The sequence below is a fragment of the Paracoccus sp. (in: a-proteobacteria) genome (assembly GCF_035556475.1).
In the GTDB taxonomy this organism is placed as follows: Bacteria; Pseudomonadota; Alphaproteobacteria; order Rhodobacterales; family Rhodobacteraceae; genus Paracoccus.
Genome location: NZ_DATMFA010000120.1, coordinates 17865 through 41316, shown reverse-complemented (window position 1 = coordinate 41316; position 23452 = coordinate 17865). Strand labels below are relative to the sequence as shown.

23 protein-coding genes are annotated in these 23452 nt (G+C 63.6%); 10 read left to right on the top strand and 13 right to left on the bottom strand.

The features are described 5' to 3' along the window. On the top strand, positions 1 to 326 hold a 326-nt coding region (locus VNQ78_RS17485; RefSeq protein WP_325692167.1), incomplete at its 5' end, for an FCD domain-containing protein. Positions 327 to 486: 160 nt separating this feature from the next. Here the strand turns inward: VNQ78_RS17485 and VNQ78_RS17480 are convergent. Beyond that, the gene (locus VNQ78_RS17480; RefSeq protein WP_325692165.1) at positions 487 to 771 is read right to left on the bottom strand and encodes a hypothetical protein; all 285 of its coding nucleotides are present in this window, start codon (positions 769 to 771) and stop codon (positions 487 to 489) included. 54 nt (positions 772 to 825) lie between these two features. Here VNQ78_RS17480 and VNQ78_RS17475 point away from each other — a divergent pair, with 54 nt between their 5' ends. Further along, on the top strand, positions 826 to 957 hold the full coding sequence (locus VNQ78_RS17475; protein ID WP_325692163.1) for a hypothetical protein: 132 nt from the start codon (positions 826 to 828) through the stop codon (positions 955 to 957). A 45-nt stretch (positions 958 to 1002) separates the two neighbouring features. Here VNQ78_RS17475 and VNQ78_RS17470 read toward each other — a convergent pair whose 3' ends face one another. The 9 genes from VNQ78_RS17470 to VNQ78_RS17430 form a co-directional block, all read right to left on the bottom strand. Continuing rightward, the gene (locus VNQ78_RS17470) at positions 1003 to 1896 is read right to left on the bottom strand and encodes a hypothetical protein (RefSeq protein WP_325692161.1); all 894 of its coding nucleotides are present in this window, start codon (positions 1894 to 1896) and stop codon (positions 1003 to 1005) included. Further along, complete coding sequence (locus VNQ78_RS17465) at positions 1893 to 3971, bottom strand: glycosyltransferase family 2 protein (RefSeq protein WP_325692159.1); 2079 nt, start codon at positions 3969 to 3971, stop codon at positions 1893 to 1895. The genes VNQ78_RS17470 and VNQ78_RS17465 overlap by 4 nt, the downstream gene beginning before the upstream one ends. 438 nt (positions 3972 to 4409) lie before the next feature. After that, on the bottom strand, positions 4410 to 5060 hold the full coding sequence (gene maiA, locus VNQ78_RS17460) for a maleylacetoacetate isomerase (protein WP_325692157.1): 651 nt from the start codon (positions 5058 to 5060) through the stop codon (positions 4410 to 4412). 2 nt (positions 5061 to 5062) lie between these two features. Then, complete coding sequence (fahA, locus tag VNQ78_RS17455) at positions 5063 to 6280, bottom strand: fumarylacetoacetase (RefSeq protein WP_325692155.1); 1218 nt, start codon at positions 6278 to 6280, stop codon at positions 5063 to 5065. Positions 6281 to 6392: 112 nt separating this feature from the next. Beyond that, positions 6393 to 6890 (bottom strand): cell wall hydrolase, encoded by a 498-nt coding sequence (locus VNQ78_RS17450; protein ID WP_325692153.1) that lies wholly within the window; start codon positions 6888 to 6890, stop codon positions 6393 to 6395. A gap of 134 nt (positions 6891 to 7024) precedes the next feature. Then, positions 7025 to 8311, bottom strand: a complete 1287-nt coding sequence (locus tag VNQ78_RS17445; RefSeq protein WP_325692152.1) for a glycosyltransferase — start codon at positions 8309 to 8311, stop codon at positions 7025 to 7027. Continuing rightward, entirely contained in the window at positions 8308 to 9360 is a 1053-nt protein-coding gene (locus tag VNQ78_RS17440) for a glycosyltransferase family 61 protein (RefSeq protein WP_325692150.1), read from the bottom strand. The genes VNQ78_RS17445 and VNQ78_RS17440 overlap by 4 nt, the downstream gene beginning before the upstream one ends. After that, positions 9354 to 10466 (bottom strand): DegT/DnrJ/EryC1/StrS family aminotransferase, encoded by a 1113-nt coding sequence (locus tag VNQ78_RS17435; protein WP_325692148.1) that lies wholly within the window; start codon positions 10464 to 10466, stop codon positions 9354 to 9356. Before VNQ78_RS17435 ends, VNQ78_RS17440 begins: the two co-directional genes overlap by 7 nt. 159 nt (positions 10467 to 10625) lie before the next feature. Beyond that, complete coding sequence (locus VNQ78_RS17430; RefSeq protein WP_325692146.1) at positions 10626 to 11486, bottom strand: DMT family transporter; 861 nt, start codon at positions 11484 to 11486, stop codon at positions 10626 to 10628. 104 nt (positions 11487 to 11590) lie between these two features. On the opposite strand from VNQ78_RS17430, the gene VNQ78_RS17425 reads away from it, so the two are divergent. Then, a complete protein-coding gene (locus VNQ78_RS17425) occupies positions 11591 to 12427 on the top strand; it encodes an AraC family transcriptional regulator (RefSeq protein ID WP_325692144.1) in 837 nt (278 codons plus the stop codon). A gap of 130 nt (positions 12428 to 12557) precedes the next feature. Here the strand turns inward: VNQ78_RS17425 and VNQ78_RS17420 are convergent, their stop codons facing one another. Further along, the gene (locus tag VNQ78_RS17420; RefSeq protein ID WP_325692142.1) at positions 12558 to 14024 is read right to left on the bottom strand and encodes a sodium:alanine symporter family protein; all 1467 of its coding nucleotides are present in this window, start codon (positions 14022 to 14024) and stop codon (positions 12558 to 12560) included. A gap of 220 nt (positions 14025 to 14244) precedes the next feature. Here VNQ78_RS17420 and VNQ78_RS17415 point away from each other — a divergent pair, with 220 nt between their 5' ends. The 3 genes from VNQ78_RS17415 to VNQ78_RS17405 are packed head-to-tail and all read left to right on the top strand — an operon-like array spanning position 14245 to position 17440. Continuing rightward, positions 14245 to 14703, top strand: coding sequence for a (2Fe-2S)-binding protein (locus tag VNQ78_RS17415; protein ID WP_325692140.1), 459 nt, complete (start codon positions 14245 to 14247; stop codon positions 14701 to 14703). Between the two features lie 2 nt (positions 14704 to 14705). Continuing rightward, positions 14706 to 16847 carry a xanthine dehydrogenase family protein molybdopterin-binding subunit gene (locus VNQ78_RS17410; RefSeq protein ID WP_325692138.1) on the top strand — a complete coding sequence of 714 codons (2142 nt, stop codon included), beginning with the start codon at positions 14706 to 14708 and terminating at the stop codon, positions 16845 to 16847. Next, on the top strand, positions 16847 to 17440 hold the full coding sequence (locus VNQ78_RS17405; RefSeq protein WP_414694102.1) for an Isoquinoline 1-oxidoreductase subunit: 594 nt from the start codon (positions 16847 to 16849) through the stop codon (positions 17438 to 17440). The genes VNQ78_RS17410 and VNQ78_RS17405 overlap by 1 nt, the downstream gene beginning before the upstream one ends. A gap of 6 nt (positions 17441 to 17446) precedes the next feature. On the opposite strand, the gene VNQ78_RS17400 is transcribed toward VNQ78_RS17405, so the two are convergent. Beyond that, positions 17447 to 17923: a MarR family transcriptional regulator gene (locus VNQ78_RS17400; RefSeq protein WP_325692133.1), complete on the bottom strand. Its 477-nt coding sequence runs from the start codon at positions 17921 to 17923 to the stop codon at positions 17447 to 17449. A gap of 102 nt (positions 17924 to 18025) precedes the next feature. Here VNQ78_RS17400 and VNQ78_RS17395 point away from each other — a divergent pair, with 102 nt between their 5' ends. Next, a complete protein-coding gene (locus tag VNQ78_RS17395) occupies positions 18026 to 19906 on the top strand; it encodes an FAD-dependent monooxygenase (protein WP_325692131.1) in 1881 nt (626 codons plus the stop codon). A gap of 251 nt (positions 19907 to 20157) precedes the next feature. Continuing rightward, a complete protein-coding gene (locus tag VNQ78_RS17390; RefSeq protein ID WP_325692129.1) occupies positions 20158 to 20856 on the top strand; it encodes a hypothetical protein in 699 nt (232 codons plus the stop codon). Here VNQ78_RS17390 and VNQ78_RS17385 read toward each other — a convergent pair. Further along, entirely contained in the window at positions 20853 to 21596 is a 744-nt protein-coding gene (locus tag VNQ78_RS17385; RefSeq protein WP_325692127.1) for a hypothetical protein, read from the bottom strand. The two genes, VNQ78_RS17390 and VNQ78_RS17385, sit on opposite strands and share 4 nt — an antisense overlap. Before the next feature lie 64 nt (positions 21597 to 21660). On the opposite strand from VNQ78_RS17385, the gene VNQ78_RS17380 reads away from it, so the two are divergent. Together VNQ78_RS17380 and VNQ78_RS17375 are read left to right on the top strand one after the other, a co-directional pair. Then, positions 21661 to 22608, top strand: coding sequence for a glycosyltransferase family 8 protein (locus VNQ78_RS17380; protein ID WP_325692125.1), 948 nt, complete (start codon positions 21661 to 21663; stop codon positions 22606 to 22608). Continuing rightward, entirely contained in the window at positions 22601 to 23452 is an 852-nt protein-coding gene (locus tag VNQ78_RS17375) for a hypothetical protein (protein ID WP_325692123.1), read from the top strand. The genes VNQ78_RS17380 and VNQ78_RS17375 overlap by 8 nt, the downstream gene beginning before the upstream one ends.

Here is a 23452-nt window from a genome sequence, read left to right as displayed (position 1 = left end):
GGCTGGACGCGCATGAGGAGCGGCTTGAGACGGGGGATGCCAGCCGGATCGCCGAATGGCGGCATAGCGATTGGCAGTTCCATCAGGCCCTGATCTCGGCCTGTGGCTCGCGGGTGCTGATGCAGACCCATGCCGAGATCTTCGACAAATATCTTCGCTATCAGATGATCGCGCTGGCCTTCCGGCCCTCGGCCTCGCGGCCCGAACATGGCGCGCTGAAGGATGCGGCCCTGAGGCGCGATACGCAGGCCGCGGTAGAGCTGCTGCGCCATCACCTGCGCGCCGGGGTCGAGCACGCCTTGTCGCAGGGCAGGCTCGCCGGCTGAACCTTGCCGAGATCAAGCTGAACTTTGCCGATCCCCCCGTGCCGCCGCGAAATGCGGATTGCCCGTCCCGGAAGGAAGCGGCACTACCGAAGAAGTATAATCACCACCTCTCTGGATCACCATGAAACTTCGGGTCTTCATCAGCTCTCTTTTCGTCACCTCACTTCTTGCCGGGGGCGTCCATGCCGAGCAATGGCACCCGCGCCATGACCGGCCCGATTCCGTGGAACGCTTCAACCCGCGCCCCCATGATCGCGACCGTCGTGACCATGACCGCCGCGACCATGACCGGCGCGATCGCGACGATCACCGCGGCCACCGCCATGATCGTGACCGCGACCGGGATCACCGCCATGGCAAAGCGTGGCACTGCCCGCCCGGCCTTGCCAAGAAGGGTCGGGATTGCGTCCCGCCCGGCCACAAGAAACACCACCACAAGCACCACCAGTACCGCGTCGGCGAGCGGTTCCGCCCCTCGGACTATGACCGGGTTCAGGACATGCGCCTCTACAAACTGGAGCAGCGCCGGAACTGGGACTATTACCGCGACAACGACCAGATCTATCGCGTCGACAACAACACCCAGAAGGTGCTGGGCGTGATCAACCTGATGCAGGCCCTTCGGAACTGACCGGCTACCCCGGACGCCGCGATTGCCGGCGTCCGGGGCAACCTTTCAGGCTTGGGAGGGGCCTTCGCCCTGTTCCAGCGCGACCTGCAGCTCCCTGCGCTGCTCGGGGGGAAGCGCGCGAAGGATGCGGCGCATCCGCCCGGGCTTGTATTTCTGCGGGTGCCCCTCGGCGGCATGTTGCTGGACCCGCCGCATCACCTGATCAAAGCTCAGAACGGGATGGGTCAGGCGTATGCTGCCAGCGGGTGCGCGATCCAGCGCCTCGCGCAGCATGGGCGGATTGGTGTCGAACCAGGCGGGCGCGAACACTTCCGGCGCCGCCCGATACAGGTCGACCATCCTCCATCCCGAATGCGTACCCAGATTGGCCACCACCGCCTCGTCATTCGGCATGGAGCGCTTGGCGCCCACGAGCCCGCGCGATATCTGCCGCCGAACCTCGCTGAGCTCGGGGACACGGAAACCGGCAAGCCGGTTGAAGGCGAAGATGCAGCCCATCTCAGCCGAGGGCAGGGCGATGGTGACTGCCTCGGCAATCGGCTTGATCTTTTTCGGGGCGAGATTGCAGGCCATGAAATCCGCCTCGATCCGGGACAGCCGCCCAAAGATCGCGTGCTCGCTGCCATCGGGAACGTGGACGTCATTCTCGACCAACCACTGGTTCGCGCGCGGCCCGAAATCCTCGGCGATCGCAATGTGGCAGAGATCGCCCATCCGCCAGCCCCAATCCTGGGGGATGGGCTTTCCGACCATTTCCAGAACCCGGTCAGACGTCAGGCTGGATTTCGGCCAGCGCCCGGTATCGACCGGCCCCCGGCTTTCGTCCACGCAGATGGCGACATTCCCGGATCCGAAGAACCTTTCGAGCTGTCCGGCGAGCCGATCCTCCCCATCGCCAAAGCGATGCGTGCGGATGAAGATGATATCCGCCCCACTCATCCGAGCCGCTTTGCTTTCTTCGCGATGTGAAAGGCGAGGCTCTGCAACTCATCGATGCTTTGCCGGTATCCTTCGGCCGAGCGCAGGCGCGCAATCTTCTCCTGACGTCTTTCCTCGATAAGCTGGCAGGCGTCGCGAACCGGGGCGTATCGGCGCAGGCGGGTCATGTAGCTGCGCAACTCCTTCTCGAACCGCCGCGCCGCAAGGTCCGTAACCTCGTTGCGGTCGAAGAAGCCGAAATATTTGGCATCGTACTTGCTGTGATTGTCCAGAACGTCGCCCCTCATCCGGCGAAGCAGGTATTCCTCGCGCGACTTGACGGCGTAGTGATTCATCTGCGCAAGCCCGTAGCCCACGTTCTTGCGGCTGCTCTTCCAGCTCATCTTTCGCCCGTTGAGGGGCTCGCCGCTGCCACTGATCCAGTTCAGAGCATAGTCCCGGCCCTCCTCGGATCGTGCGACGCGCATGTTCAGATACGGACGGTGGATCGCGATGCAGAGGTTGGGATCGTTCTTGTAGAGCGTCTTGACGCCGTAGCCCTTGCTGAAATCCTCGGGTGCGGCGCCGGTCAGGCGGGTCACGACCGGTTCCGGCTCGAACTCCTCCAGCCCGTTGCTGCCGAAGAAGCGCCATGTCAGGCACATTCCGGTCGCGCCATTGCCGAGGATTTCGTCGATGAGGCTGTCGACCGTGCCCTCGCCGGTCTTGATCGAGACAAACTCGTCAAGATCCATCACCAACACCCAGTCGGAACCGATGACCAGAGGATTCTGCGAGGCGCGATGCAAGGCGCGCGACTGCGGAGGCTTGTCGCGCCAGGGACCGTTATCCAGCCGAGTCACCAAGCCCAGTTCGGCCAGCGCGTCCAGCAGCTCATCCGTGCCGTCCGTGCAGTCATTGGTGTAGACGAGGATATCGGTGAAGCCGAGAAGATGGTGATAGGCCACCCATTCAAGGATATAGGGCCCCTCATCCTTGGCCATGGTGACGATCGTGACGCGGCCATGGGCCGAGACATTCGCTCCGCCCGGGATATTCTTCTTGCGGGCCAGAAGATCGGCGAGGAAAGCTTCGTCCTCCGCGGTTTTGGCAGCGGCGGCAGCGGCGGCTCTGGATTGTTTGGTCGTGAGGCCGACGGGCGCGGGCTTCTCCTTCTTTCGTTTCTTTGCCTTCGCCGCTGTTTCGGGCGCGTCCTCTCCCGGCTTCGCCTTGTCACGCTTGCGCTTTTTGGGCATTACCTCGCGGGTCGGAAGCGATCCGTAATCGGCGATGCCATTCGCCTCGATCCATTTCCCGATCCAGCTATGGCGCGGCGGGAGGCCATGCGAGGACCGCTCGCAGCTCTTGCGTAGCCAGCGCGAATAGAGATGCACGCAGAGGCTTTCATGGCGCTCGAACTTTTCGGCAAGCGTGTCGGTGAGCTCGGTCTCGACCAGGGCCTTCCGATCCTGGAAGGAGACGGGAAAGAAGATCTCGGCCGGTTGAGCATTCTCGATCTCGCCGGTCTTGCGCGCGAACCATGTCAGCGCCTTGGGTCCGAAGGTTCCCCAGGGCATGTCGCCGATGCGGGCGGGCTCACCCTGACTTTTCCGGTCGAGGAGCGTTTGCCGCTGTCCGCCGCCAAGCCACGGCGGAACAGGGAAGGGCTCGCTGAGGAACTCGTGCAATTCTTGCAGCATCAGCGAGGATTTAGGGGCGCAGAGAACGGCATTCCCCAGCTCGACGCGATCGGTGCGCTCGTGTCCGATATACCATTTCAAATTCTTCGGGAACGGGCGCAGGGCGATGATGTCGGTATCGACCCAGGCACGCCCGGTCTGCGCGACCATCATCACGCGAAAGATGTCAGCGTGCAGTGCCGGGCTCTGGTTGCTGTAGACCTGAATGCTGTCGGTGTCCCAGATCTCGCGCGCGTCCCTTAGCCGGGCACCTTCGGGAACATTCGGGATCTCGTCATAGGCGTAAAGGATATAGTCGTGCCCCAGATCCACAAAGCTCCTGATGGAGGCGATCTCCAGCCAGGACAGCGCACCCCCGATCCAGAGCGAGCCGATCGGCATCAGTTTGTCAGCCATGAATTTCGTCTTTCATCTCGGGAGGGGTCCGGGATCTTGAGGTGATGCGAATGGATCGAGGTTCGGATAGCGGCATGGGTCCGATGGTTTCGGGGTCATTTTGTGCGTCATACCGCTGATCGTTCATTCCCTCGTCTGTCAGGCGCGCCATCCTCGCGTATCACGGCTGCGCTGCCAACCCGCTTGGCGCGTGTTTGCAAGGTCCCGCCGGGAGGATCGCCTGTCGCGATCACCTTATGCGGCTGCGGTTCCTTCGGCAATTCCATGACGCTCCTCCGGCAATCGCTTGCGACGGGATCGGGTCCGCGGAACTCGAGGCCATATTTTCAGGTGAGCTTGCTGCGCGAGGGGGGCAGCCTACCGGAAACCGATCACGGTCGGCTTCGTCCCCCCAACGGTCTTCGATGGAGGGAGCAGGGGTTGGGACAGTCCGTCCCCTCAGGCCGTCGTCGCGGGATCGAATCGATCGGGATGGGCTGCGGCAAAAGCCGGAAGCGCCGCGCAAGCGCGCCCGACGGCGGAAATGCGCGGCAGGTGATCAAAGGCGACGCCCCAGCGGGCGGCGTTGTAAAGCTGCGGGATCAGCGTGCAATCGGCGATCCCGGGGGCATCCCCGTGGCAGAAGGCGCCGGTGAAGGCCGGATGATCCAGCATCGCCTCCACCGCCTCCAACCCGCGCGAGATGTTTTCGCGGTTCCAGTCGGCCCGCGCGTCCGGTCCGGCCAACCCCTCGACGCGCTTCAACACGCCGAGGTTCGATACCGGATGGATCTCGCAGGCGATGGCAAGGGCGATGGCCCGGACATACGCCCGCGCCCCCGCGCCTGCGGGAAGCAGCGGCACCTCGGGCCGGGTTTCCTCGAGATATTCGAGGATCGCGAGGGATTGGGTCAGAACCAGCCCGTCGATCTCCAGCGCCGGGACCAGACCCTGCGGGTTCAGGTCCAGATGCCCCGGCCTCCGATGGTCGCCCGCCACCAGATCGACTGTGACGCGCCGATAGGCGATGCCCTTCAGCGCCAGCGCGATCCGCACCCGGTAGGAGGCCGAGGACCGCCAGTAGTCATGCAACACGATCGGGCTGGCCATGATCAGTCCCGTGCCGGCAGGATGCGGCCGGTGCAGGGGCCAAAGCCGATCCGGTATCCCTCGCCCTGCGCAAAGCCGTAAAGGCCGATCTCATCGCCGTCCTCGATGAAGGTCCGCGCCGCGCCATTCACCTCGACCGGCGATTTGCCGCCTTCGGTCATTTCCAGCAGCGCGCCGGTCTGGTCGCGGCTCGGCCCCGAGATGGTGCCGGAGCCCAGAAGGTCGCCGACCCGCATCGGGCAACCGGATTCGGTGTGATGGGCCAGTTGCTGCGCGCTGGAATAATACATGACGTTGTAGTTGGTGCGCGACATGGGCTGTCCGTTCATCGTCCAGCCGATCGTCATGTCGTAAAGGCCGGGCCGGCTCTCGGCCAGATAGGGCAGCAGGGGATTGCTGCGCTCGGCGCCCGCGCTGCGGAACGGCTCTAGCGCTGCCTGCGTCACGATCCATGCGCCGATCGTGGTGCCAAGCGCCTTGGACTGGAACGGCCCGAGCGGCTGATATTCCCATGCTTGGATATCCCGGGCCGACCAGTCGTTCAGCAGCACATAGCCAAAGATCATCTCTTCGGCCTCGTCCACGCTGACGCGGTCGCCCATGCGGCTGTCGGCGCCGACGATCGCGCCCAGCTCCATTTCCAGATCGAGGCGGCGGCAGGCGGTCCAGACCGGGCCAGCCTCGCCCTTGACCTGACCCATTGGGCGGCGGATATCGGTCCCGGTGACCACGACCGAGGACGCCCGGCCGTTATAGCCGATCGGCATATGCGTCCATTGCGGCGGCAGCGCGTTTTCCGGCCCCCGGAACAGCACGCCGACGTTGAAGGCGTGGTTGCGCGAGGCATAGAAATCGGTGAACTCGGTCACGCGGATCGGCAGGTGCAGCGTCGCATCGGCCATCGCGACCAGCGGCAGATCTTCCTCTGCCCCTTCGGCCAGAAGCTGGGTCAGCCGCGCGCGCGTCCGGTCCCATGCCTCGCGGCCGAGAGCGATGAAGTCGTTGAGCTGCGGGCGCGCGAACGTCCCCTCGGCATCGACCAGCCCCCGGCGCTCGCATTCGGCGAGGTCGAGGATCATGTCCCCGATCGCCACGCCACAGCGCGCCGCGGCATTGGGGGTCGAGAACACGCCATAAGGCAGGTTCTGGATGGGAAATTCGCAATCTGCGTGGTTGGCAGCCACAATCCGGCTGCGCAACGGCTGAACAACCGGCGTCACGACATGTCTCCTGCAATCATTCGATCGCGCCGCCCGACCCGGCGGGGGCGCCCGGGGCTTACCCGTCGGGGACCATCCCTACCACAGATCGTTTCAATTGCAACGATTAATACTACCAATGCTCGATCGCGCGGGGCGGGACCGGTTGGGTCACGAGGTAACTCTTGCGCTTTTCGTAAAAAGCGTTGCCGCCCGCGACCAGCACATAGTGCATATTGTCATAGGAGAACCGGTGGGTCGCGGCATGGAAGAACATCGCCTCACCGATCATCGGGTGGCGCTCACCGCGCAGGACCGCGCGGGCGGCGTCACGGACCGGGGGCAGGGATTTCGGGTCCATCCGGCGCTTCATGATGCCCGGCGCGAACTGGCCTTTCTGCGCGACGACACCGCAAACGGTATTCGGATAGCGACCGGATTCGACCCGGTTCATCACGACGCTGCCGACCGCGATCATGCCGTCCCTGCTGGAGCGGTTCGCCTCGAAATAGATCGCGCGCTCCATGCATTCCAACTCGCTATGGCGGCCGGGAAAGCCGCAGCCCGACACCAGAATCGATGCGGCAAGCAGCAAGGCCCATGGCCCGGCCTTCTTGTTCGAGATCTTCATCATACTGCCCCAACTGACGCCCTTTCCGGGCGCGGCTTGTTTTGATTGATGATGAACAAGAAAGGGGACCGCGACAACCGTAAGTCGGTGCGGGGGTCATTTCGTGATCAGGACGGAGGCTGGTGCAGGATCCTTCAGTGAAGCGGGCCGAAAGGGGTGGGCGATGGCCTGGATCTGGCCCGAGGTGCCGCGATGTCATGCACGGGCTCGAACTTCAGCAGCTCCGGCAGCCGGCTGTTTCGCACGAAATGCCGGGTCCGTTCGGCAAAGGTCACTTCGAACACATGGCTGCGGGCGAAATCCCGTGCCCGGAATGCCGCCTTGACGATGGCGTCGCGATCGCGGTGCAACCTCGCGATGGCGCGGGCCAGAGCCGCCGCGTCGAAGACTGGCACCGCCCAGCCCGAGCCCGAGACCTCGACGATGCCCCGGAAGGCGTCATTGGCGTATCCCGCGATGGGAACGCCGCAGGACATGACCTCGGGATAGGTGCTGGAGGGGTCGCCCTGCGTATGGCAGCACAGAAACAGGTCGGCCTTGTCGCGGAGATAGGGGATCCAACCGGTCTGGAAATCCAGCACGCCGCGCAGGATGACCTGATCCTGCAGCCCCTCGGTTCGGATGAGGTGCTGCAAGGCGTCCTGCTGTGGACCCGATCCGAAGATGTCGAGGGTGAAGGGGACGCCTTGCCGGCGAAGCTCGGCCGCGACGCGGGGCAGTTCCATCACGCCTTTCATCGGCACCATGCGCCCGCCAAAGACCAGACGCAGCGGTTCGTTCTGGCGCAGCCTTTGCGTCCGCGCGGACATGGCGCCGTCCGAGATCACCTCGTCCGCGCGCACCCGATTGTCGAAGAACAGCAGCGTATCGGCGCAGAGGCCCTGATAGTTCTCATATGTGGGCAGGCCGCTGCATTGCAGCCCGGCCGCCCGCTTCAGCATCGCCCGGCGGATCCGTTCGGTTCGCCACAGCCAGAGCAGCCGCCGCAACCGCCTGAGCGGGCCCATCTGCTCGCCTGCGAGGATCTGACGTTCTGTCCTCGGGGAATACTCGGTCACGAAGACGACGGGCAGGCCGATCTGCTGGCAGACATTCAGCATCGGGAGCTCGCTCCGCGACAGGAAGGCCACGACCTGCGCCGCCCCCGCAAGCCGCTTGGCCAGCGCCTCCGGGTCCGAGGGGCGCAGCTCCAGCGCGGTTTCGCCCTCGCCCGGCATGTATTCGACATGGTCCATGTCGGTGGTCGGCGTTTCGTCCAGTTCGACAAGGCTCGCGACGGGGCCGGGCCAGTTCCGGGCGTATTCGGCCGCGCCCTCCATGTATTTCCGGGTCAGGACCAGCCCGCCGCGTGGGCCGCGTTGCGCCCTGAGCGAGGGCAGCAGGATCAATTCGGTTGGAGCATCGGGCCTGTCGTCCCTCATGTCAGACGCTCCAGCATCGGTTTGATCTCGTCCAGATCGACCGCGAATCCGGTGCCCGAGGGCAGGCCGACCACGAAGCCGAACTTCATCCCCATGCAATCCGCGTATTCCTTGTAGGGCATCGCAAAGCGGTCCGGCGGCTGGATGACCAGAAACGACCCGCCTTTCGCCAAGGTATAGATCGCATGTGAAAAGTGGCTGCCCTCGACCGCGACGACCACGGGCGCGTCGAGCGCGCGGCGCAGGATCTCGGCGGCGCTGGTCTCCTCGACCGCGATGATGTCGAAGCCCTCGCGCTCCAGCAACTCGGCCAAGGCATCCTCGTTGACCAGCCGCCGCGGCTCACCATGCGCGGTGCCGCGGCGCAGGAAAACGCCCCTTGCGGGCCTCGCCGGTCCCAGATGCGCGCGCAGGCGGCTGCGCAACTCCTCGTAGCGCGCGACCTTGTAGCTGTTCTGCGAGAAGTCGCGGTAGAGCGTCAGCCGCGCGACGCGGGCATGGCCGGGCATGGGCGGGGCGGGCAGGTCCAGCAGGTCGCGATAGCCAGCCTCGTGCAGATAGGGCTTGGTCGGGGCGCCGATGCAGGGCTGGTCCGGCTTCGGGATCAGTTCAAGCGGCAGGCTGTCCTGAATGAAGTTCCCGAAGAAATCCGCCCCCGTCCAGGTCGAGACGAGATGCGCCTCCGGCAGCGTGAGCGCTGGGGGCAGGGCGGGGTCGAGCATCCGGGCGGGACCGATACCGACCCTTTCCTTCGCGCCCCCACGATAGATATAGGCCCCGGCCAGCACCACGTCGGGAACAAGCAGCGCCTCGGTCGCGGCATGTTCGACCGGGCTCCCCTCGATCAGGCCGCGCTCGACCTCCCAGTCACGCCAGGGGGAGAGGGCGGTGATCCTCTCCATCGCGCCCTCGGGGTAAAGTGCGGGCGGTCGCGAGGTTTCCTCGGCCGGGCAGATCGTCTGGCGTTCTGTCGCGAAGTCGGAAAGCTGGCTTGACCCCCGCCGCAGCAACCTTGCCAGATTGCGCGAGATCAGCGCCGTGTTCAGCATGGCTGGCGGACGATGGCGATGATGCGGTCCTGATCCGCCTCTGGCAGGTCGGGATAGAGGGGCAGGCACAGGACTTCCTCCCCGCCGCGCTTTGCATGCGGCAACAGTTCCGGCGCGGCGGAGGGGAGCGTGCTGTACATCGGCAGATCCGAGATCAGCGGGTGGAAATAGCGCCGGGCAAGGATCCCGTGTTCGCGCAGGGTCTCGTAAAGCTCATCGCGGGACAATGGGTATTCCGGCCGCACCCGGACCGGGAAGGCATAGGAATTGTGGCCCGGCTGGCCCGGGGGGCACAGGCATTGCAGGCCGGGGATTTGCGACAACGCATCCCAATAGCGCTGCGCGACCCCGTCCCGGGCGGCGATCATCTCGTCGATCTGCGGCAGCAGCGCCAGCCCCATGGCGGCGTGAAGCTCGCTCATCTTGGTGTTCAGGCCGATATCCGAGACCGTCACCTCGTCCACGATCCCGTAATTGCACAACCGGTCCACCGCCAGCTTGGTCTGGCGGTCGGGCGAGATGATCGCCCCGCCCTCGCAGCTGTGAAATACCTTGGTGGCATGGAAGCTGAGGACCGACAGGTCGCCTTCGGCCACGATGGGTCTGCCATTCCGCCGCACCCCGAAGGCATGGGCGGCATCATAGATGACCTTCAGCCCGTGCCGCCGGGCGACAGCGGCCAGCCCTTCGGTATCGCAGGGGATGCCATAGCAATGGACCGGCATGATGGCCTGCGTCCGGGGCGTGATCTGTGCCTCGACCGCCGCCGGGTCGAGGTTGAGCGTATGCGGGTCCACATCGGCGAATACCGGCTCGGCCCCGGCCCAGCGGATGGCGTGAGAGGTTGCGACGAACGAGAAGGGCGAGGTGATGACCTCGCCCGTAATCCCGTGCAGCCGCAGCGCGAGCACCAGCCCGAGCGAGGCATTGCAGACCAGCGAGAGATGCTCCACCCCCAGATGGGCCGCCAATTGCGCCTCGAATTGACGCAGGATCGGACCGTTATTGGTGAGAACCCGGTTTCCCCAGATACTCTCGAGGAGTGGAATGAAATCCGAAAGCGCGGGAAGAACGGGACGCAGAACGAAAACCGGCGAACTACTCATTCTTTTGGCCTTATAAAGCCGTATTGGGGCTAATCTTTACACCCACCAGTTTAGACGGGTTGGGAAATTCTTCACGCAGTTTATCGTGCGCCGTACCTGACCATTTAGACAGGTCGGAGGCTCATGCGCGGGGTCCGTGGCAGAAGCCCTGGTGCCCCCTCAGCGCCGGGCAAACATCACCATATTGCCGATGATCGTGAGGCAAACCCCAGATATGGCAGTCGGTGTCCAATGGAACCCCTCGAAGAAGGTCGAGATGGCGAGTGCGATGACGGGAAAGACGACCGTGGCATAGCCGGCCTTTGCCGAACCCATCTGTTTGACCAGAAGCAGGTAGGTGGTGAAACCGATCACCGATCCGATCAGCGCCAGGTAGATCAGGGCCGCCCAGTAGCTGACGCCATGCGGGGCCACGATCCGCTCTCCGGTCAGGAAGATCAGGGCCAGAAGCGTCAGCGCCCCGATTCCCATGCCCCAGGCATTCGCCGTGACCGGAGAGATACCGAGGGCAGAGTTCCGGCGGGACGCCATGTTCCCGAATGAGAACATCAGTGTGCCGAATCCGGCCCAGGCGATGCCTTGCAGGCTGCGGGCATCAAGCGTGGTGAACAGATCCTGCCAGAACAGCAGGACAAGGCCCGCCACCCCGATCCCGCCTGCCGCCAGCACGCGCAGCGTGATCCGGTCCCCGAAAAAGATCCGCGCGTTGACCGCGTTGAAGATCGAGGCCAGCGAGAAAACGACCGAAACCAGCCCCGAGGGGATCAGCGTGGCCGCGTTGTAGAGCCCGATGAAATTGAAGCAGAAGAGGCAAGCGGCCTGAAGGACGACGAACCTCCATTGCGCCGGCAGTCGAAGCCGGCCCGCCAGTGCAAGACCCCCGAGCATCAGCACCGCTGCCAGCGCGAAGCGGTAGAAGATCGAGACGATGACCGGCACATCGCCGACCTGAAGGGCAATGGCGATCCAGGTCGTGCCCCAGATCAGGACGGTCGCGGCAAAGAGGATGACGTTGTTCATGCCCTCGCAGATAGCCCGCGAAACGGCCGCTGTTTTGCACGATCTTGCGCAAATGCATCGGGTCTCGCTTTCGCGGACGGGGGCGATCGGATAACGATTCTCGCATGAAGCAGGCTGTTCACGATTTTCTGGGCCGGTCTCCGGTCGCGACAAGGACCGCCTGGCTGGAGCTGGGCCTGGGCGCCTCGGTCGCGATATGGCAGAACCACGATGACCGGATCAGCTATGACGCGCCCAGCAATCACACGTTCAGCCTTTATCTGGACGGCGGGACGGGAACGCGCCGCATCGACGCGGGCGGGATCTGTGGCCATCCGGGCGCGGTCTGCGTCATGCCCGAGGGCTGCGGATCAAGCTGGGAGATCACCGCGCCGTTCCGCTTCGTGCATCTCTACCTCTCGGACGACCGGCTGCGCAGCGGCTTCGCGCGCACGCATGATCGCGATGCGCGGCTCCTCGACCTGCCCGAAGTGACCTTCGCCGATGTCCCGCGCCTTGCCGGACCACTGGGCGGGCTTGCCCGCGCGGCCGAGGCGGGAGACACGCTTCTGGCCGAAAGCGCCCTCGCCGAACTTTACGGCAGGCTCAATGTCAGGGCATTGTCGGTGCGCGGCGGGCTTGCGCCACATGTCCTGCGCCGGGTCGATGACTGGATCGAGGCCCAGCTGGACGAGGCCATCCACCTTGAAGATCTTGCCCGGCTGGCGGGCATGTCGGAGTTTCATTTCCACCGCATGTTCCGCCTGTCGCGGGGCATCGCGCCCCATGCCTGGATTCTGGACCGCCGCGTCGACCGTGCCCGGACGCTGCTTCGGCGCGGCCAGCCCATCGCCGAAGTGGCCGCCGCCTCCGGCTTTTCCAGCCAGAGCCACCTGACCCGCGTGTTTCGCCGCGAGACCGGCAGGACGCCGGCGGAATATGCGCGCTCGGCGAGGGGCTAGGCTGTCCGGTCCGGTTCCCGGTCGGGGTGGTTCTGACCACGCGCGGCAGCTGGAACGAGTGGGTGTGAGGGGAGCGCGATCAGCTGACGCGCGGCGCTCCCTCATGGAAGGGCAAGCTGAAGGCGGCCTCTCAACCCTGCCGCTCGCTGCGCTTCCATTCCTCCCAGCCGGGATCGCCCTGCATGAAGGCTTCGATCTCGGCCCGGTTGGCTTCCAGCTTGGGGTCGTGCTTCAGGTAAAGTTTCGTCTCGCGCGCGATCACGCCGGAAAGGATCAGCAGGCCGATCAGGTTCGGGATCGCCATCAGCCCGTTCATCACGTCCGAGAAGTTCCAGACCACGCCCAGCGGGACGGTGCAGCCGAAATAGACGACCAGCGAGAACAGGACGCGGAACGGCATCACCGCGCGATGGCCCATCAGGCGCTCGACATTGCGCTCGCCGTAATACGCCCAGCCGAGGATCGTCGAATAGGCGAACATCACCAGCCCGACGGTCACGATCCAATGGCCCCATTGCCCCGGCAATCCGTGGCTGAAGGCCTGCCCGGTCATGACCGAGGCCGAGATCTGCTGGCCGGTCGTGGGATCGATCTCGCTCCAGACGCCGGTGGTGATGATGACGAGGCCGGTGCAGCTGACGACGATGATCGTGTCGATGAAGGTCTGCGTCATCGACACCAGCCCCTGCCGCACCGGATGGGTGGTCTGGGCCGAGGCCGCGGCGATCGCGGCCGAGCCCATGCCGGATTCGTTCGAGAAAATGCCGCGCGCCACGCCATAGCGGACCGCGATCATGATGGTCGAGCCCAGAAAGCCGCCGACCGCCGAGGTGCCGGTGAAGGCCTGGCCGAAGATTTCGCCGAAGGCCGCCGGGACTGCGCTGGCATTGGCCAGCAGGATATAGATCGCGCCCAGCACATAGAACAGGATCATCACCGGGACGAGGCCGGCCGTGACCTTGCCGATCGACTTGATGCCGCCGACCAGCACGACCAGCGACAAGACGGCCAGCGCGGCGCCCGTCGCCCAGGTCGGGATGGCGAAGCTGCTGTGAAGATTCGATGCGATCGAGTTGCCCTGCGTCATGTTGCCGATGCCGAAGCAGGCACAGACCGCAAAGACGGCGAAGGAAAGGGCAAGGAACTTGCCGAAGGGGCCGGGAATGCCGCGCTCAAGATAGTATTGCGGCCCGCCGTTCTTTTCTCCGACCTCGTCGGTGGTGCGGAAGCGCACGGCCAGGAATGCCTCGGAATATTTCGAGGCCATGCCGAGGATCGCGGTCACCCACATCCAGAACAGCGCGCCCGGCCCGCCGATCCCGATCGCGGTGGCGACGCCCACGATATTGCCGGTCCCGACCGTCGCGGCCATTGCCGTGGTCAGGGCCTGGAATTGCGAAATGTCGCCCTCGGCATCGTCGTCGCGGCGCCGGAGCAGGCCAAGCCGCAGTGCCGCGCCAAGCCGGAGGATCTGGATCCCGCCCAGCCGCACCGTGAGGTAAAGACCGGTCCCAAGCAGCAGGGGGATCAGCATATACGGCCCCCAGACGATGCTTCCGATCATCCCCAGAAAGCTTTCCACGCCATCCAGATTCATGAGAGGTCCCTTTCTTCCGTCATGGGGGCGTTCAGAGACCCGTTACGTCCCGATTGTCAACCCGAAGGGGAACGGCCATATCTCCTGATGGTTGCGTGTCTTTTTCCGCTTGCTGCCTGGGGGTGAGCGTCTGATTGTGCCTCCGGTGGCCGGATATAGGGCTTGACCTCAGGTCTCAGCGCGTCATCATCATGAAATCCGCCCAGCGACGAGGCCAGGCATGATCACCTTGAACGTGAACGGTCGGGACCATGATCTCGACATAGATCCAGAAACACCACTCCTTTGGGTGCTGCGGGACGAGCTTCGTCTGACCGGCACGAAATTCGGCTGCGGTATCGCGCAATGCGGCGCTTGCACCGTCATGCTTGACGGGATGCCGCGCCGGTCCTGCATCACCCCGATCTCGATGGCCGAGGGGCGCGAGGTCACCACCATCGAAGCCATCGAGGGGCCGGAGGCCGAGGCCGTCAGGTCCGCATGGGCTGCGATCGACGTGCCGCAATGCGGCTGGTGCCAGTCGGGCCAGATCATGTCGGCGACAGCCTTGCTGCAGACGATCTCTAGCCCTTCGGACGATGACATCGACAATGCGATGGCGGGGAATGTCTGCCGCTGCGCGACCTATATCCGCATCCGGCAGGCGATCCACGACGCTGCCAAGACGCTGGAGGGTTGACCATGGGAATCGTGACGACACGGCGGGCCTTCCTCGCCGGTGGTGCGGGACTGACGCTGGGGTTGATGCTGCCGCTTGGCGCGAGCCGGGCGCAGGTGACGGTCAGCGGTCCCTTTGCCCCGAACGCCTTTATCCGCATCGGGACGGACGATACCGTCACCGTGCTGATCAAGCATCTCGAGATGGGGCAGGGCCCCTATACCGGCCTCGCGACCCTCGTGGCCGAGGAGTTGGACGCGGACTGGGCGCAGATGCGGGCCGAGGGTGCGCCGGCCAATGACGCCCTTTACGCCAATCTGGCCTTCGGCGCGCAGGGAACCGGAGGCTCGACCGCGATTGCGAACAGCTTCATGCAGATGCGCAAGGCGGGTGCGGCTGCGCGTGCCATGCTGGTTTCGGCCGCTGCCGAAACCTGGGGCGTCCCCGCGGCAGAGATCGTCGTCAAGGCAGGCACCGTCTCGCATCCCGGCAGCGGGCGCAGTTCCGGCTTCGGCGCCCTGACCGAAGCGGCGGCGAAGCTCCCGGTGCCCGAGGATCCGCCGGTGAAGGCGGCGGCGGATTTCGTGCTGATCGGGAAGGATCTGCCGAAGCTCGACACCAAGGGCAAGACCGATGGCAGCGCGCAATTCACGATGGACATCTATCGCGACGGCATGCTGACGGTGCTTGTCGCCCATCCGCCGAAATTCGGCGCCACGGTGGCGAGTTTCGACGACAAGGCGGCGCTGGCGGTCAAGGGGGTCGAGATGGTGCGCCAGATCCCTTCGGGTGTCGCCGTCTATGCCCGCAATACCTATGCCGCGATGAAGGGCCGCGAGGCTCTTGTCGTCGAATGGGACGAAACCGCCGCCGAGACGCGCGGCACGACCGAAATGTTCGAGGCCTTCAGCAAGGCCGCCGCCGAAGGCGGGCAGACGGTCGAGGAAAAGGGCGACATGTCTGCCATGGCAGGCGCGGCGAAGGTGATCGAGGCGGAGTATTTATTCCCCTACCTCGCTCATGCGCCGCTGGAGCCGCTGGATGCGGTGATCGAGGTCAAGGGCGGCAAGGCCGAGATGTGGTTCGGCTGCCAGTTTCCCTCGATCGACCGGCCCACGGTCGCGGGGGTGCTGGGCCTGCCGGTCGAGGATGTCTCAATCAACGTTCTGCTGGCCGGAGGTTCCTTTGGGCGGCGGGCGCAGGGTTCGGGCCATCTCGCGTCCGAGGCCGCCAATGTCGCGAAAGCGGCGGGGCGCGACGGCGCCTTCAAGCTGGTCTGGACGCGCGAGGATGACGTCAAGGGCGGCTATTACCGCCCCCTGACCGTGCATCGCTTCAAAGCGGGCCTCGACGCCGATGGCCAGATCGTCGCGTGGGAGAATACGGTCGCCAACCAGTCGATCATGAAGGGCACGCCGATGGAGGCGATGCTGAAGGGCGGGCCAGACAATACCTCCTACGAGGGATCGACCGGATTGCCCTATCTTTTCGGGGCGCGGCGGATCGGCTGGGCCAGCATGGAAAGTCCGGTCAGCGTTCTCTGGTGGCGGTCGGTCGGCCACACCCATACCGCCTATGCAGTCGAGACCTTCCTCGATCAGGTGCTCGAGGCGGCGGGCAAGGATCCGGTCAAGGGCCGGTTGGAGCTTCTGCCCCCCGAGGCCGCGCGTGAGCGTGGCGTGATCGAGAAGGTGGCGGAAATCTCGGGCTGGACCGGCCCGACGCGGGACGGCAAGGGCTATGGCGTCGCCTGGGCGAAAAGCTTCGGTTCCTATGTCGCGCAGGTGGTCGAGGTCGAGGACCGGGGTGGAACGCCCAAGATCACCCGCGTCTGGTGCGCTGTCGATTGCGGCGTCGCGGTCAACCCGAACGTGATCCGCGCGCAGATGGAGGGCGGGATCGGCTATGCGCTTGGCGCCGTCCTGCACAGCCGCATCACGCTGGCGCCCGGCGGCGAGGTCGAGCAGTCCAATTTCCACGACTACCCCATGCTGAGGATTTCCGAGATGCCTGCAGTCGAGGTCGCGATCATCGCGAGTGATGCCGATCCCACCGGCGTGGGCGAACCGGGCGTGCCGCCCCTTGGCCCGGCCATGGCGAATGCCTGGCGCGCGCTGAAGGGCGAGGCGCATTACAGTCTGCCCTTTGCCGGGGCGATGTCATGATGCGTCGAGCTATTTCGGCGCTGGCACTCGTCCTCGTCCCGTTTTCGGCAATGGCGCAAGAGGGTCTTTCGGATCCAGAGGCGTTTGCCGGCATTGCCGATGAACAGGCGCGCTCGGTCGCGATCTTCGAAGAGATGGGCAAGGTCCTGACGCATCCCCGCTGCCTCAACTGCCATCCCGTGACCGGCGGGCCGACGCAGGGCGATGACATGCACCCGCATTCGCCGCCTGTGGTGCGCGGAGAGGCCGATTTCGGCGCGGCCGGGATGAACTGCAATGTCTGCCATGGCGACAAGAACGTCACCCTGACCTCTGCGATCGGGTCGATCCCCGGTCACGAACCCTGGGCGCTGGCCCCGGCCAGCATGGGCTGGCAGGGGCTTGGCCTTGGCGAGATCTGCGCGCAGCTGAAGGATCCCGAGCGCAATGGCGGCAGGACGCTGGACGACCTGCACGAGCATAACGCCACGGATGGTCTGGTCGGCTGGGGATGGGATCCGGGCGAGGGCCGAGAGCCGGTGCCCGGAACGCAGGAGCTGTTCGGCAAACTGACCCGCGCCTGGATTGATACCGGCGCCGCCTGCCCGAGCTGAGGCCGCCTAATCCTCTGCGTGCCGCCCGCCGGGCGATGAGGGGGGCGTGTCGTCCCCCTCGGCGAGGGATTTCACGGCGAGTTCGATGAAAAACCCGCGCTCGCTGTCGGTCAGACGGTCGAGGATTGCGGCCTGCAAATCGCGCACCACCGGGACCAGCGCCGAGAGGGCGGCGTCCCCGGCGGTGGTCAATCGCAGCGTGCGCGCCCTCCGATCCTCCTTGGCGACCGGGCGTTCGATGAAACCCTTCTGCTCCAGTCGCTTGACCACGCCGCCGATCGTCGCGCGGTCATAGGCGATCATCTGGGCAAGCGTCGCCTGATCTATCCCCGGAAATCGGCGCAAGGTGTCCAGCGCCGCAAATTGCACGGAGGTCACGTCGTGGCCGGCGGCCCGCATCCGTTCCTGAAACACCGCGGTCGAGCGTTGATGCAACCGGCGGATCAGGTGCCCCGGCATTTCCGCTAGATCACTGCCGCTCACCTTACCCTCCCTCTATTGATATGCACACATATCATATTGACAGGCCGAGCCTCGGTCCACTATTAAATGATAAGTATACATATCATCAGGGAGGCCGATGACATGCAGTTCCACCTCAACGGATTTCGCAGCGGCGACCCCTCGATTGCCGAGGCGGCGACGGATGCCGGCACGCGGCCGGCGGCGGTCGATGTCCTGATCGTCGGCTGCGGCCCAGCGGGCCTGACGCTGGCCTCCCAGCTTTCCGCCTTCCCGGAGATCAGCACGCGCATCGTCGAGCGGAAACCGGGTCCGCTGGAAGTCGGGCAGGCCGACGGGATCGCCTGCCGCTCGGTCGAGATGTTCGAGGCTTTCGGCTTCTCCGAAAAGGTGACGAAGGAAGGCTACTGGGTCAACGAGGTCGCGTTCTGGCGTCCGGGTGCCGAGGGGAAGGGACTCACACGCGCCGACCGCATCCGTGATGTGGAGGAGGACCTCTCCGAAATGCCGCATGTGATCCTGAACCAGGCGCGCGTCCATGACTTCTACCTTGAGGTGATGCGGAACGCGCCCCGGCGACTGGTGCCGGATTACAACCGTGAACTTCTGTCGCTGGAGGATTCCGGTGATCCCGACTATCCGGTCCTTGCGCGCTTTGCCTGCCTCGACCGCGAGGGCGAGGTCGAGACGATCCGCGCCCGCCATGTCGTCGGCTGCGACGGCGCCCGCAGCACGGTGCGCAAGTCCATGGGCCATCAGCTGAAGGGCGAGGCCGCCCGCCAGCTCTGGGGCGTGATGGATGTGCTGGCCGTCACCGACTTTCCCGATATCCGGCTGAAGGCCGCGATCCAGTCCGCCGACAAGGGCAGCATCCTGATCATCCCGCGCGAAGGCGGCTATATGGTGCGGATGTATATCGAGCTTGACGAGCTGCATGGCGACGAACGCGCCGCCGATCGCAACGTCACCTCGGAGATGCTGATCGACAAGGCCCGGGCCATTCTCGACCCTTATCACCTCGACGTGCGGGAGGTTGCCTGGTGGTCGGCCTATGAGATCGGCCAGCGCGTCTGCGATGCTTTCGACGATGTTGCGGAGGCCGAGCGTGGGACGCGTGCGCCCCGCCTTTTCATTGCCGGTGACGCCTGCCACACCCACAGCCCCAAGGCCGGGCAGGGGATGAATGTGTCGATGGCGGACACGTTCAACCTCGGCTGGAAGCTTGCCGCGGTCCTGCGCGGACAGGCCTCGCCGGTGCTGCTGGACACCTATTCCGCCGAGCGTCAGGCCAAGGCGCGCGAGTTGATCAACTTTGACCGCGACATGGCGCGGCTTTTCAGCGCCAAGCCCCGCAATGCCGAGGAAGCGGCGCAATTCCAGAGCTATTTCAAGCAGCATGGCCGCTATACGGCGGGGGTCGAGACGCGATACGACCCGTCGCTGATCACCGGCGACGATCGCCACCAGTCGCTGGCCTGCGGGCTGGTCGTCGGGAAACGCTTCCACTCGGCCCCGGTCATCCGGCTGAGCGATGCGAAGCCCATGCAACTTGGCCATGCCTTCAAGGCGGATGGACGCTGGCGGCTTCTGGCCTTTGCGGCTGCGGGCGACACGGGTGCGCAGGACGGCGCGATTGCGGAGCTTTGCCGCCAGCTGACCGAGGGGCCGGAGGCACTGTTGCCGCGCTATACCCCTGACGGCGCGGACCCCGACAGCGTGATCGATCTGCGCGCTGTCTTCCAGACCGGACACCGGCAGATGCGCCTTGAAAACCTGCCGGCCGCGCTGCTGCCGGCGAAGGGCAGATATGGGCTGGTCGACTACGAAAAGGTCTACTCCGCAACCGGTGCCGCCGGCAGCGATATCTATGACATGCGCGGTATCGACCGGACGCGGGGCGCGTTGGTCGTCCTGCGCCCCGACCAGCACGTCGCGCAGGTACTACCGCTTTCCGGTGTCCAGGAACTCGGCGCATTCCTGGCGGGCTTCATGCTGCCGCGCTGACGCCTCGAACCGACCGGGGCGCGCGGCATTGGCGGGTTTTGCGCAGGATACCGCCGAGCAGATGCGCCGCGCCATTCGGGGTCATCGCCGGTAGGGCGGGCGCTCAGATTGCCCTTGAAAATCCCGCGTGGCCGTGGATACCGTGTGACCACGAAAAGAATATACGAGCTGATCAGCGCCGCGACCCCAGCGAATTAAGCCAGGCGCGAATATCCTACGGCGCATAATGCTATCTATGTGGAGAATACCCTGTGCCGGATTTGAAAGTTTACATAGGCTGGGACTCGCGCGAGGATATCGCTTATCAGGTCGCACGATCATCCCTGATACAGAATGCCACGGTCGATGTCGAGGTTCAGCCGATCCGCCTTCAGGATCTGGTGGACCAAGGGGTATATACGCGCGATATTGACCCTCTTGCTTCGACGGAATTCACCTATTCGCGTTTCTTCACCCCCTGGCTTGCGGATTACAAGGGGTGGGCGCTATTCTGCGATTGTGATTTCCTGTTTTTCGGGGATGTTGCCGAATTGCTGGATTATCGTGACGAAAGCAAGGCGGTGCTTTGCGTCCATCACGATTACACGCCCAAGGAAGGGCTAAAGATGGATGGCAAGATCCAGACCAGCTATCCAAGGAAGAACTGGTCTTCGTTCATGCTGTTCAATTGCGCGCATCCGTCGACCCGGTCGCTGACGCCGGAACTGATAAACAGGGAAACCGGCGCCTATCTGCATCGGATGCAATGGGCCGCTGACAGAGAAATTGGCGAATTGCCCGAGGTATGGAACTGGCTGGAAGGGTGGAGCGGAAAACCGGCCTCCGGCTATCCGAAAGCGGTTCATTATACGAATGGCGGTCCCTGGTTCAAGGATTGGCAGGACGTCGAATATTCCCGGAACTGGGTGGATATCGCCAAAAGCATCGACCCCAAGTTCAAGCCCGTCTAGGTTTGGCCCGACCAGAACGGGAGGCCGGTTTTTTCGGCAACGTGTCGATCGGCGGTAAATATGGGATAACCGCGCGCGAGAAATCCCCTCAGGGCGTCCATGTCCATCGCCGTGTGAAGGCGGGAATGCCCAAGATCATTATAGGCATGGCCGGTGGAGAGAGGATTGATCCCGGTCAGAATGACGCTTTCCGCGCCGCTGGCGATTGCAAGGGCCGCGCCGACAATGCCATTCGACCATTTTGTCTCGGCCTCAAGCTCGAGATTGAGTTTGCCGGTAATTTTACGCATGAGGGCGATCCGTTCATAGCGGCTCATGACTGTCAGATCATCATATTGATACCCGAATCTGCCCAGCCCCTGTTCCAGTCGGCGAAGGTCGTGGCGCCAATGGAGAACGATCAGCTTGCCGGTGCGCTGGTTTTCCAGAACCCGGCGAACCTCACGCGCGGAGGCGTTGGTACCCTCGACCTGGTTGAACTGCATAAGGGTAATGTCCGGCCGCTGGTCAAGCCAGCCTGCCGCCGCGATCTGCGAGGCGTTGACCGTTATCACACGGAAGCTTTCGTTCCACCCCGCCGGGCGCGACGAGAACGGCGCCGAACCAATGACTATTGCGGTCTTTCCTTGCAAAACCTCGGAAACCTCGGGCACCTGCGGCGAAATCAGATGATACTTGGCACGGCGATAGGCATATTTTCGGAAGCGGGCGATTGCTGTCGTAAGTGTCACAATTGCCATCCTCCCTCAGCCCTGTAGACTTGTTGCGAAACGATTCTGCAGAAATGACCGGGTAGCGCAAGATATGGACGTCGCGGGCAAAGCGGATTTTGCGGCAGTCACCTGTGCCGACCACAACATGTTGGGTGCCGCATGTTGTGTGCTGCTCTCAGTCCGCGACAATATCGATGTTCCCTGCCGGCTTTTCCTGGTCGCCCTCGACATGTCCGGAGCGGATGCGAAGGATGTCGCCGAGTTCAGCGAACGTCATCAGTTAAATATAGAGGTTATCGGCTTCAATAGCGATCTGCTTCCGAAGATATCACGGGGCAGATGGTCTCCGTCGGTGCTGGCGCGCCTGTTTCTCGATCAGATCATTCCCCCGGATGTTAAGCGCCTTCTTTATCTTGATGCCGATACGCTCGCGGTGGATCGTCTGGATGCGCTTCAACGGATTGGCTTCATGGGAAAACCCGTGGCTGCGGTGGACGATTTCATCATGGCCTTCCCTCGAAAATTGAAAAAGAGGCGCGAGAAGATCGGTCTGGGGCCGGAGAGCGCCTATTTCAATTCCGGGGTTCTGCTTTTCGATTGGCCGCATAGTTTGAAATTCGACCTTTTCCGCGCGGCGAGGCACAAGCTGGAAACATGTTCGGACAGTTATCATGCCACGGATCAGGATGCGCTCAATGCGACACTTGACGGGAAATGGCTTCGACTGAGCCCGCGATGGAATGCACAGACCGGATTTCTGCGCGAGATATCGGCTCCGGCGATCCTGCACTTTACCGGGCGGAGAAAGCCGTGGCAGAAGCAGGCGTCCTGGCTGCACAGAAGATATATCCGAAGATATCGCGACTATCTAACCGGAACGCGATGGGACTTGGGGCCGCGGTCCGGTGTGCTTGAGGTTGTGACGAGCTTCCTGCTATATCTGGGTAAGAGCCTGGAGGGCTTGAGGAAGGCGAGCAGATTGAAGCGTTATGTCAACAGGTCGGATGGGAAAAGTATCTGGAAGAATGGAGATGAATGATATTTTTTCCGATCCAAGCCTGCCTGTTCAGATAGGCTATGATGCGGAAGAGTGGCGGAATTTCTTTTCACGATATTCTCAGATCATTCTGGTCGCCAATAGCGACGAAGTCGATATCGACCATCTGAAGAAAACGAGTGAGGAAGGCGTCCTCTTCATCTTCTTCAACAAGGTTTACAAAGTTCTTGACGGGTCATTTGATCGTCCTGCGATTCTGGTCTGTCGAAGCGGGATGATGGGCGCAAATATCGTGCATCGGCGCGAGGTTCCCGAGGTTCTGAAATATTTCAACCGGGACACTTTTCTGGGAATAATCAACATTGCGATCAGCCCGGAGGAGCGGTTCAGTCCTGCCGAAGCTTTTGAGGGGGCGAGCGTAAAGCACCTGCATCTTGGTGCAGTCCTTTCGCCTTTCTATCCAGAAAAAAAGCTCCCAACCACCGGTTTCGGATTGGCGCTTTGGTTGCGCGGCCTTGGCATTCCCGCGCGCATCCGCCTTGCCGGATTCTCCTCCAGACGCAGCGAAAGGTGGAAGGTATTCGATGTTCACGACTGGACGTTCGAACAGGTAGCCCTGCGCCTGTTCCACAGATCCGGGGATATCGAGTTGATGCCTGATCCCGGGACCAATCCCTATATCGCCTTCCAGAACGAATTTCCGCAATTCTCGCATATGGACATAGCCTTGACCGCGAATGAGGTCGGCTCCGAACGGCTGATGATGGTCAGTTCGACGGTCGACCGATTGATGTCCGTCACCAAAATTTTGCGCTTCCTTGACAATTCGTTTCGGAAGATTCGTCCGAAAACCCGCAAGCAGCGTTTTCTCCAGCGGAATAAGTGA

What these genes read in the sequence shown, in the direction of transcription:
- VNQ78_RS17420 (WP_325692142.1), bottom strand. Translation starts at nt 14,024, where the DNA reads ATGAATCTGGATGGCGTGGAAAGCTTTCTGGGGATGATCGGAAGCATC.
- VNQ78_RS17465 (WP_325692159.1), bottom strand. Translation starts at nt 3,971, where the DNA reads ATGGCTGACAAACTGATGCCGATCGGCTCGCTCTGGATCGGGGGTGCG.
- VNQ78_RS17430 (WP_325692146.1), bottom strand. Translation starts at nt 11,486, where the DNA reads ATGAACAACGTCATCCTCTTTGCCGCGACCGTCCTGATCTGGGGCACG.
- VNQ78_RS17375 (WP_325692123.1), top strand. Translation starts at nt 22,601, where the DNA reads ATGAATGATATTTTTTCCGATCCAAGCCTGCCTGTTCAGATAGGCTAT.
- VNQ78_RS17410 (WP_325692138.1), top strand. Translation starts at nt 14,706, where the DNA reads ATGGGAATCGTGACGACACGGCGGGCCTTCCTCGCCGGTGGTGCGGGA.
- VNQ78_RS17425 (WP_325692144.1), top strand. Translation starts at nt 11,591, where the DNA reads ATGAAGCAGGCTGTTCACGATTTTCTGGGCCGGTCTCCGGTCGCGACA.
- VNQ78_RS17445 (WP_325692152.1), bottom strand. Translation starts at nt 8,311, where the DNA reads ATGAGGGACGACAGGCCCGATGCTCCAACCGAATTGATCCTGCTGCCC.
- VNQ78_RS17435 (WP_325692148.1), bottom strand. Translation starts at nt 10,466, where the DNA reads ATGAGTAGTTCGCCGGTTTTCGTTCTGCGTCCCGTTCTTCCCGCGCTT.
- VNQ78_RS17470 (WP_325692161.1), bottom strand. Translation starts at nt 1,896, where the DNA reads ATGAGTGGGGCGGATATCATCTTCATCCGCACGCATCGCTTTGGCGAT.
- VNQ78_RS17440 (WP_325692150.1), bottom strand. Translation starts at nt 9,360, where the DNA reads ATGCTGAACACGGCGCTGATCTCGCGCAATCTGGCAAGGTTGCTGCGG.
- VNQ78_RS17415 (WP_325692140.1), top strand. Translation starts at nt 14,245, where the DNA reads ATGATCACCTTGAACGTGAACGGTCGGGACCATGATCTCGACATAGAT.
- VNQ78_RS17450 (WP_325692153.1), bottom strand. Translation starts at nt 6,890, where the DNA reads ATGAAGATCTCGAACAAGAAGGCCGGGCCATGGGCCTTGCTGCTTGCC.
- VNQ78_RS17405 (WP_414694102.1), top strand. Translation starts at nt 16,847, where the DNA reads ATGCGTCGAGCTATTTCGGCGCTGGCACTCGTCCTCGTCCCGTTTTCG.
- VNQ78_RS17380 (WP_325692125.1), top strand. Translation starts at nt 21,661, where the DNA reads ATGGACGTCGCGGGCAAAGCGGATTTTGCGGCAGTCACCTGTGCCGAC.
- maiA (WP_325692157.1), bottom strand. Translation starts at nt 5,060, where the DNA reads ATGGCCAGCCCGATCGTGTTGCATGACTACTGGCGGTCCTCGGCCTCC.
- VNQ78_RS17475 (WP_325692163.1), top strand. Translation starts at nt 826, where the DNA reads ATGCGCCTCTACAAACTGGAGCAGCGCCGGAACTGGGACTATTACCGC.
- VNQ78_RS17385 (WP_325692127.1), bottom strand. Translation starts at nt 21,596, where the DNA reads ATGGCAATTGTGACACTTACGACAGCAATCGCCCGCTTCCGAAAATAT.
- VNQ78_RS17395 (WP_325692131.1), top strand. Translation starts at nt 18,026, where the DNA reads ATGCAGTTCCACCTCAACGGATTTCGCAGCGGCGACCCCTCGATTGCC.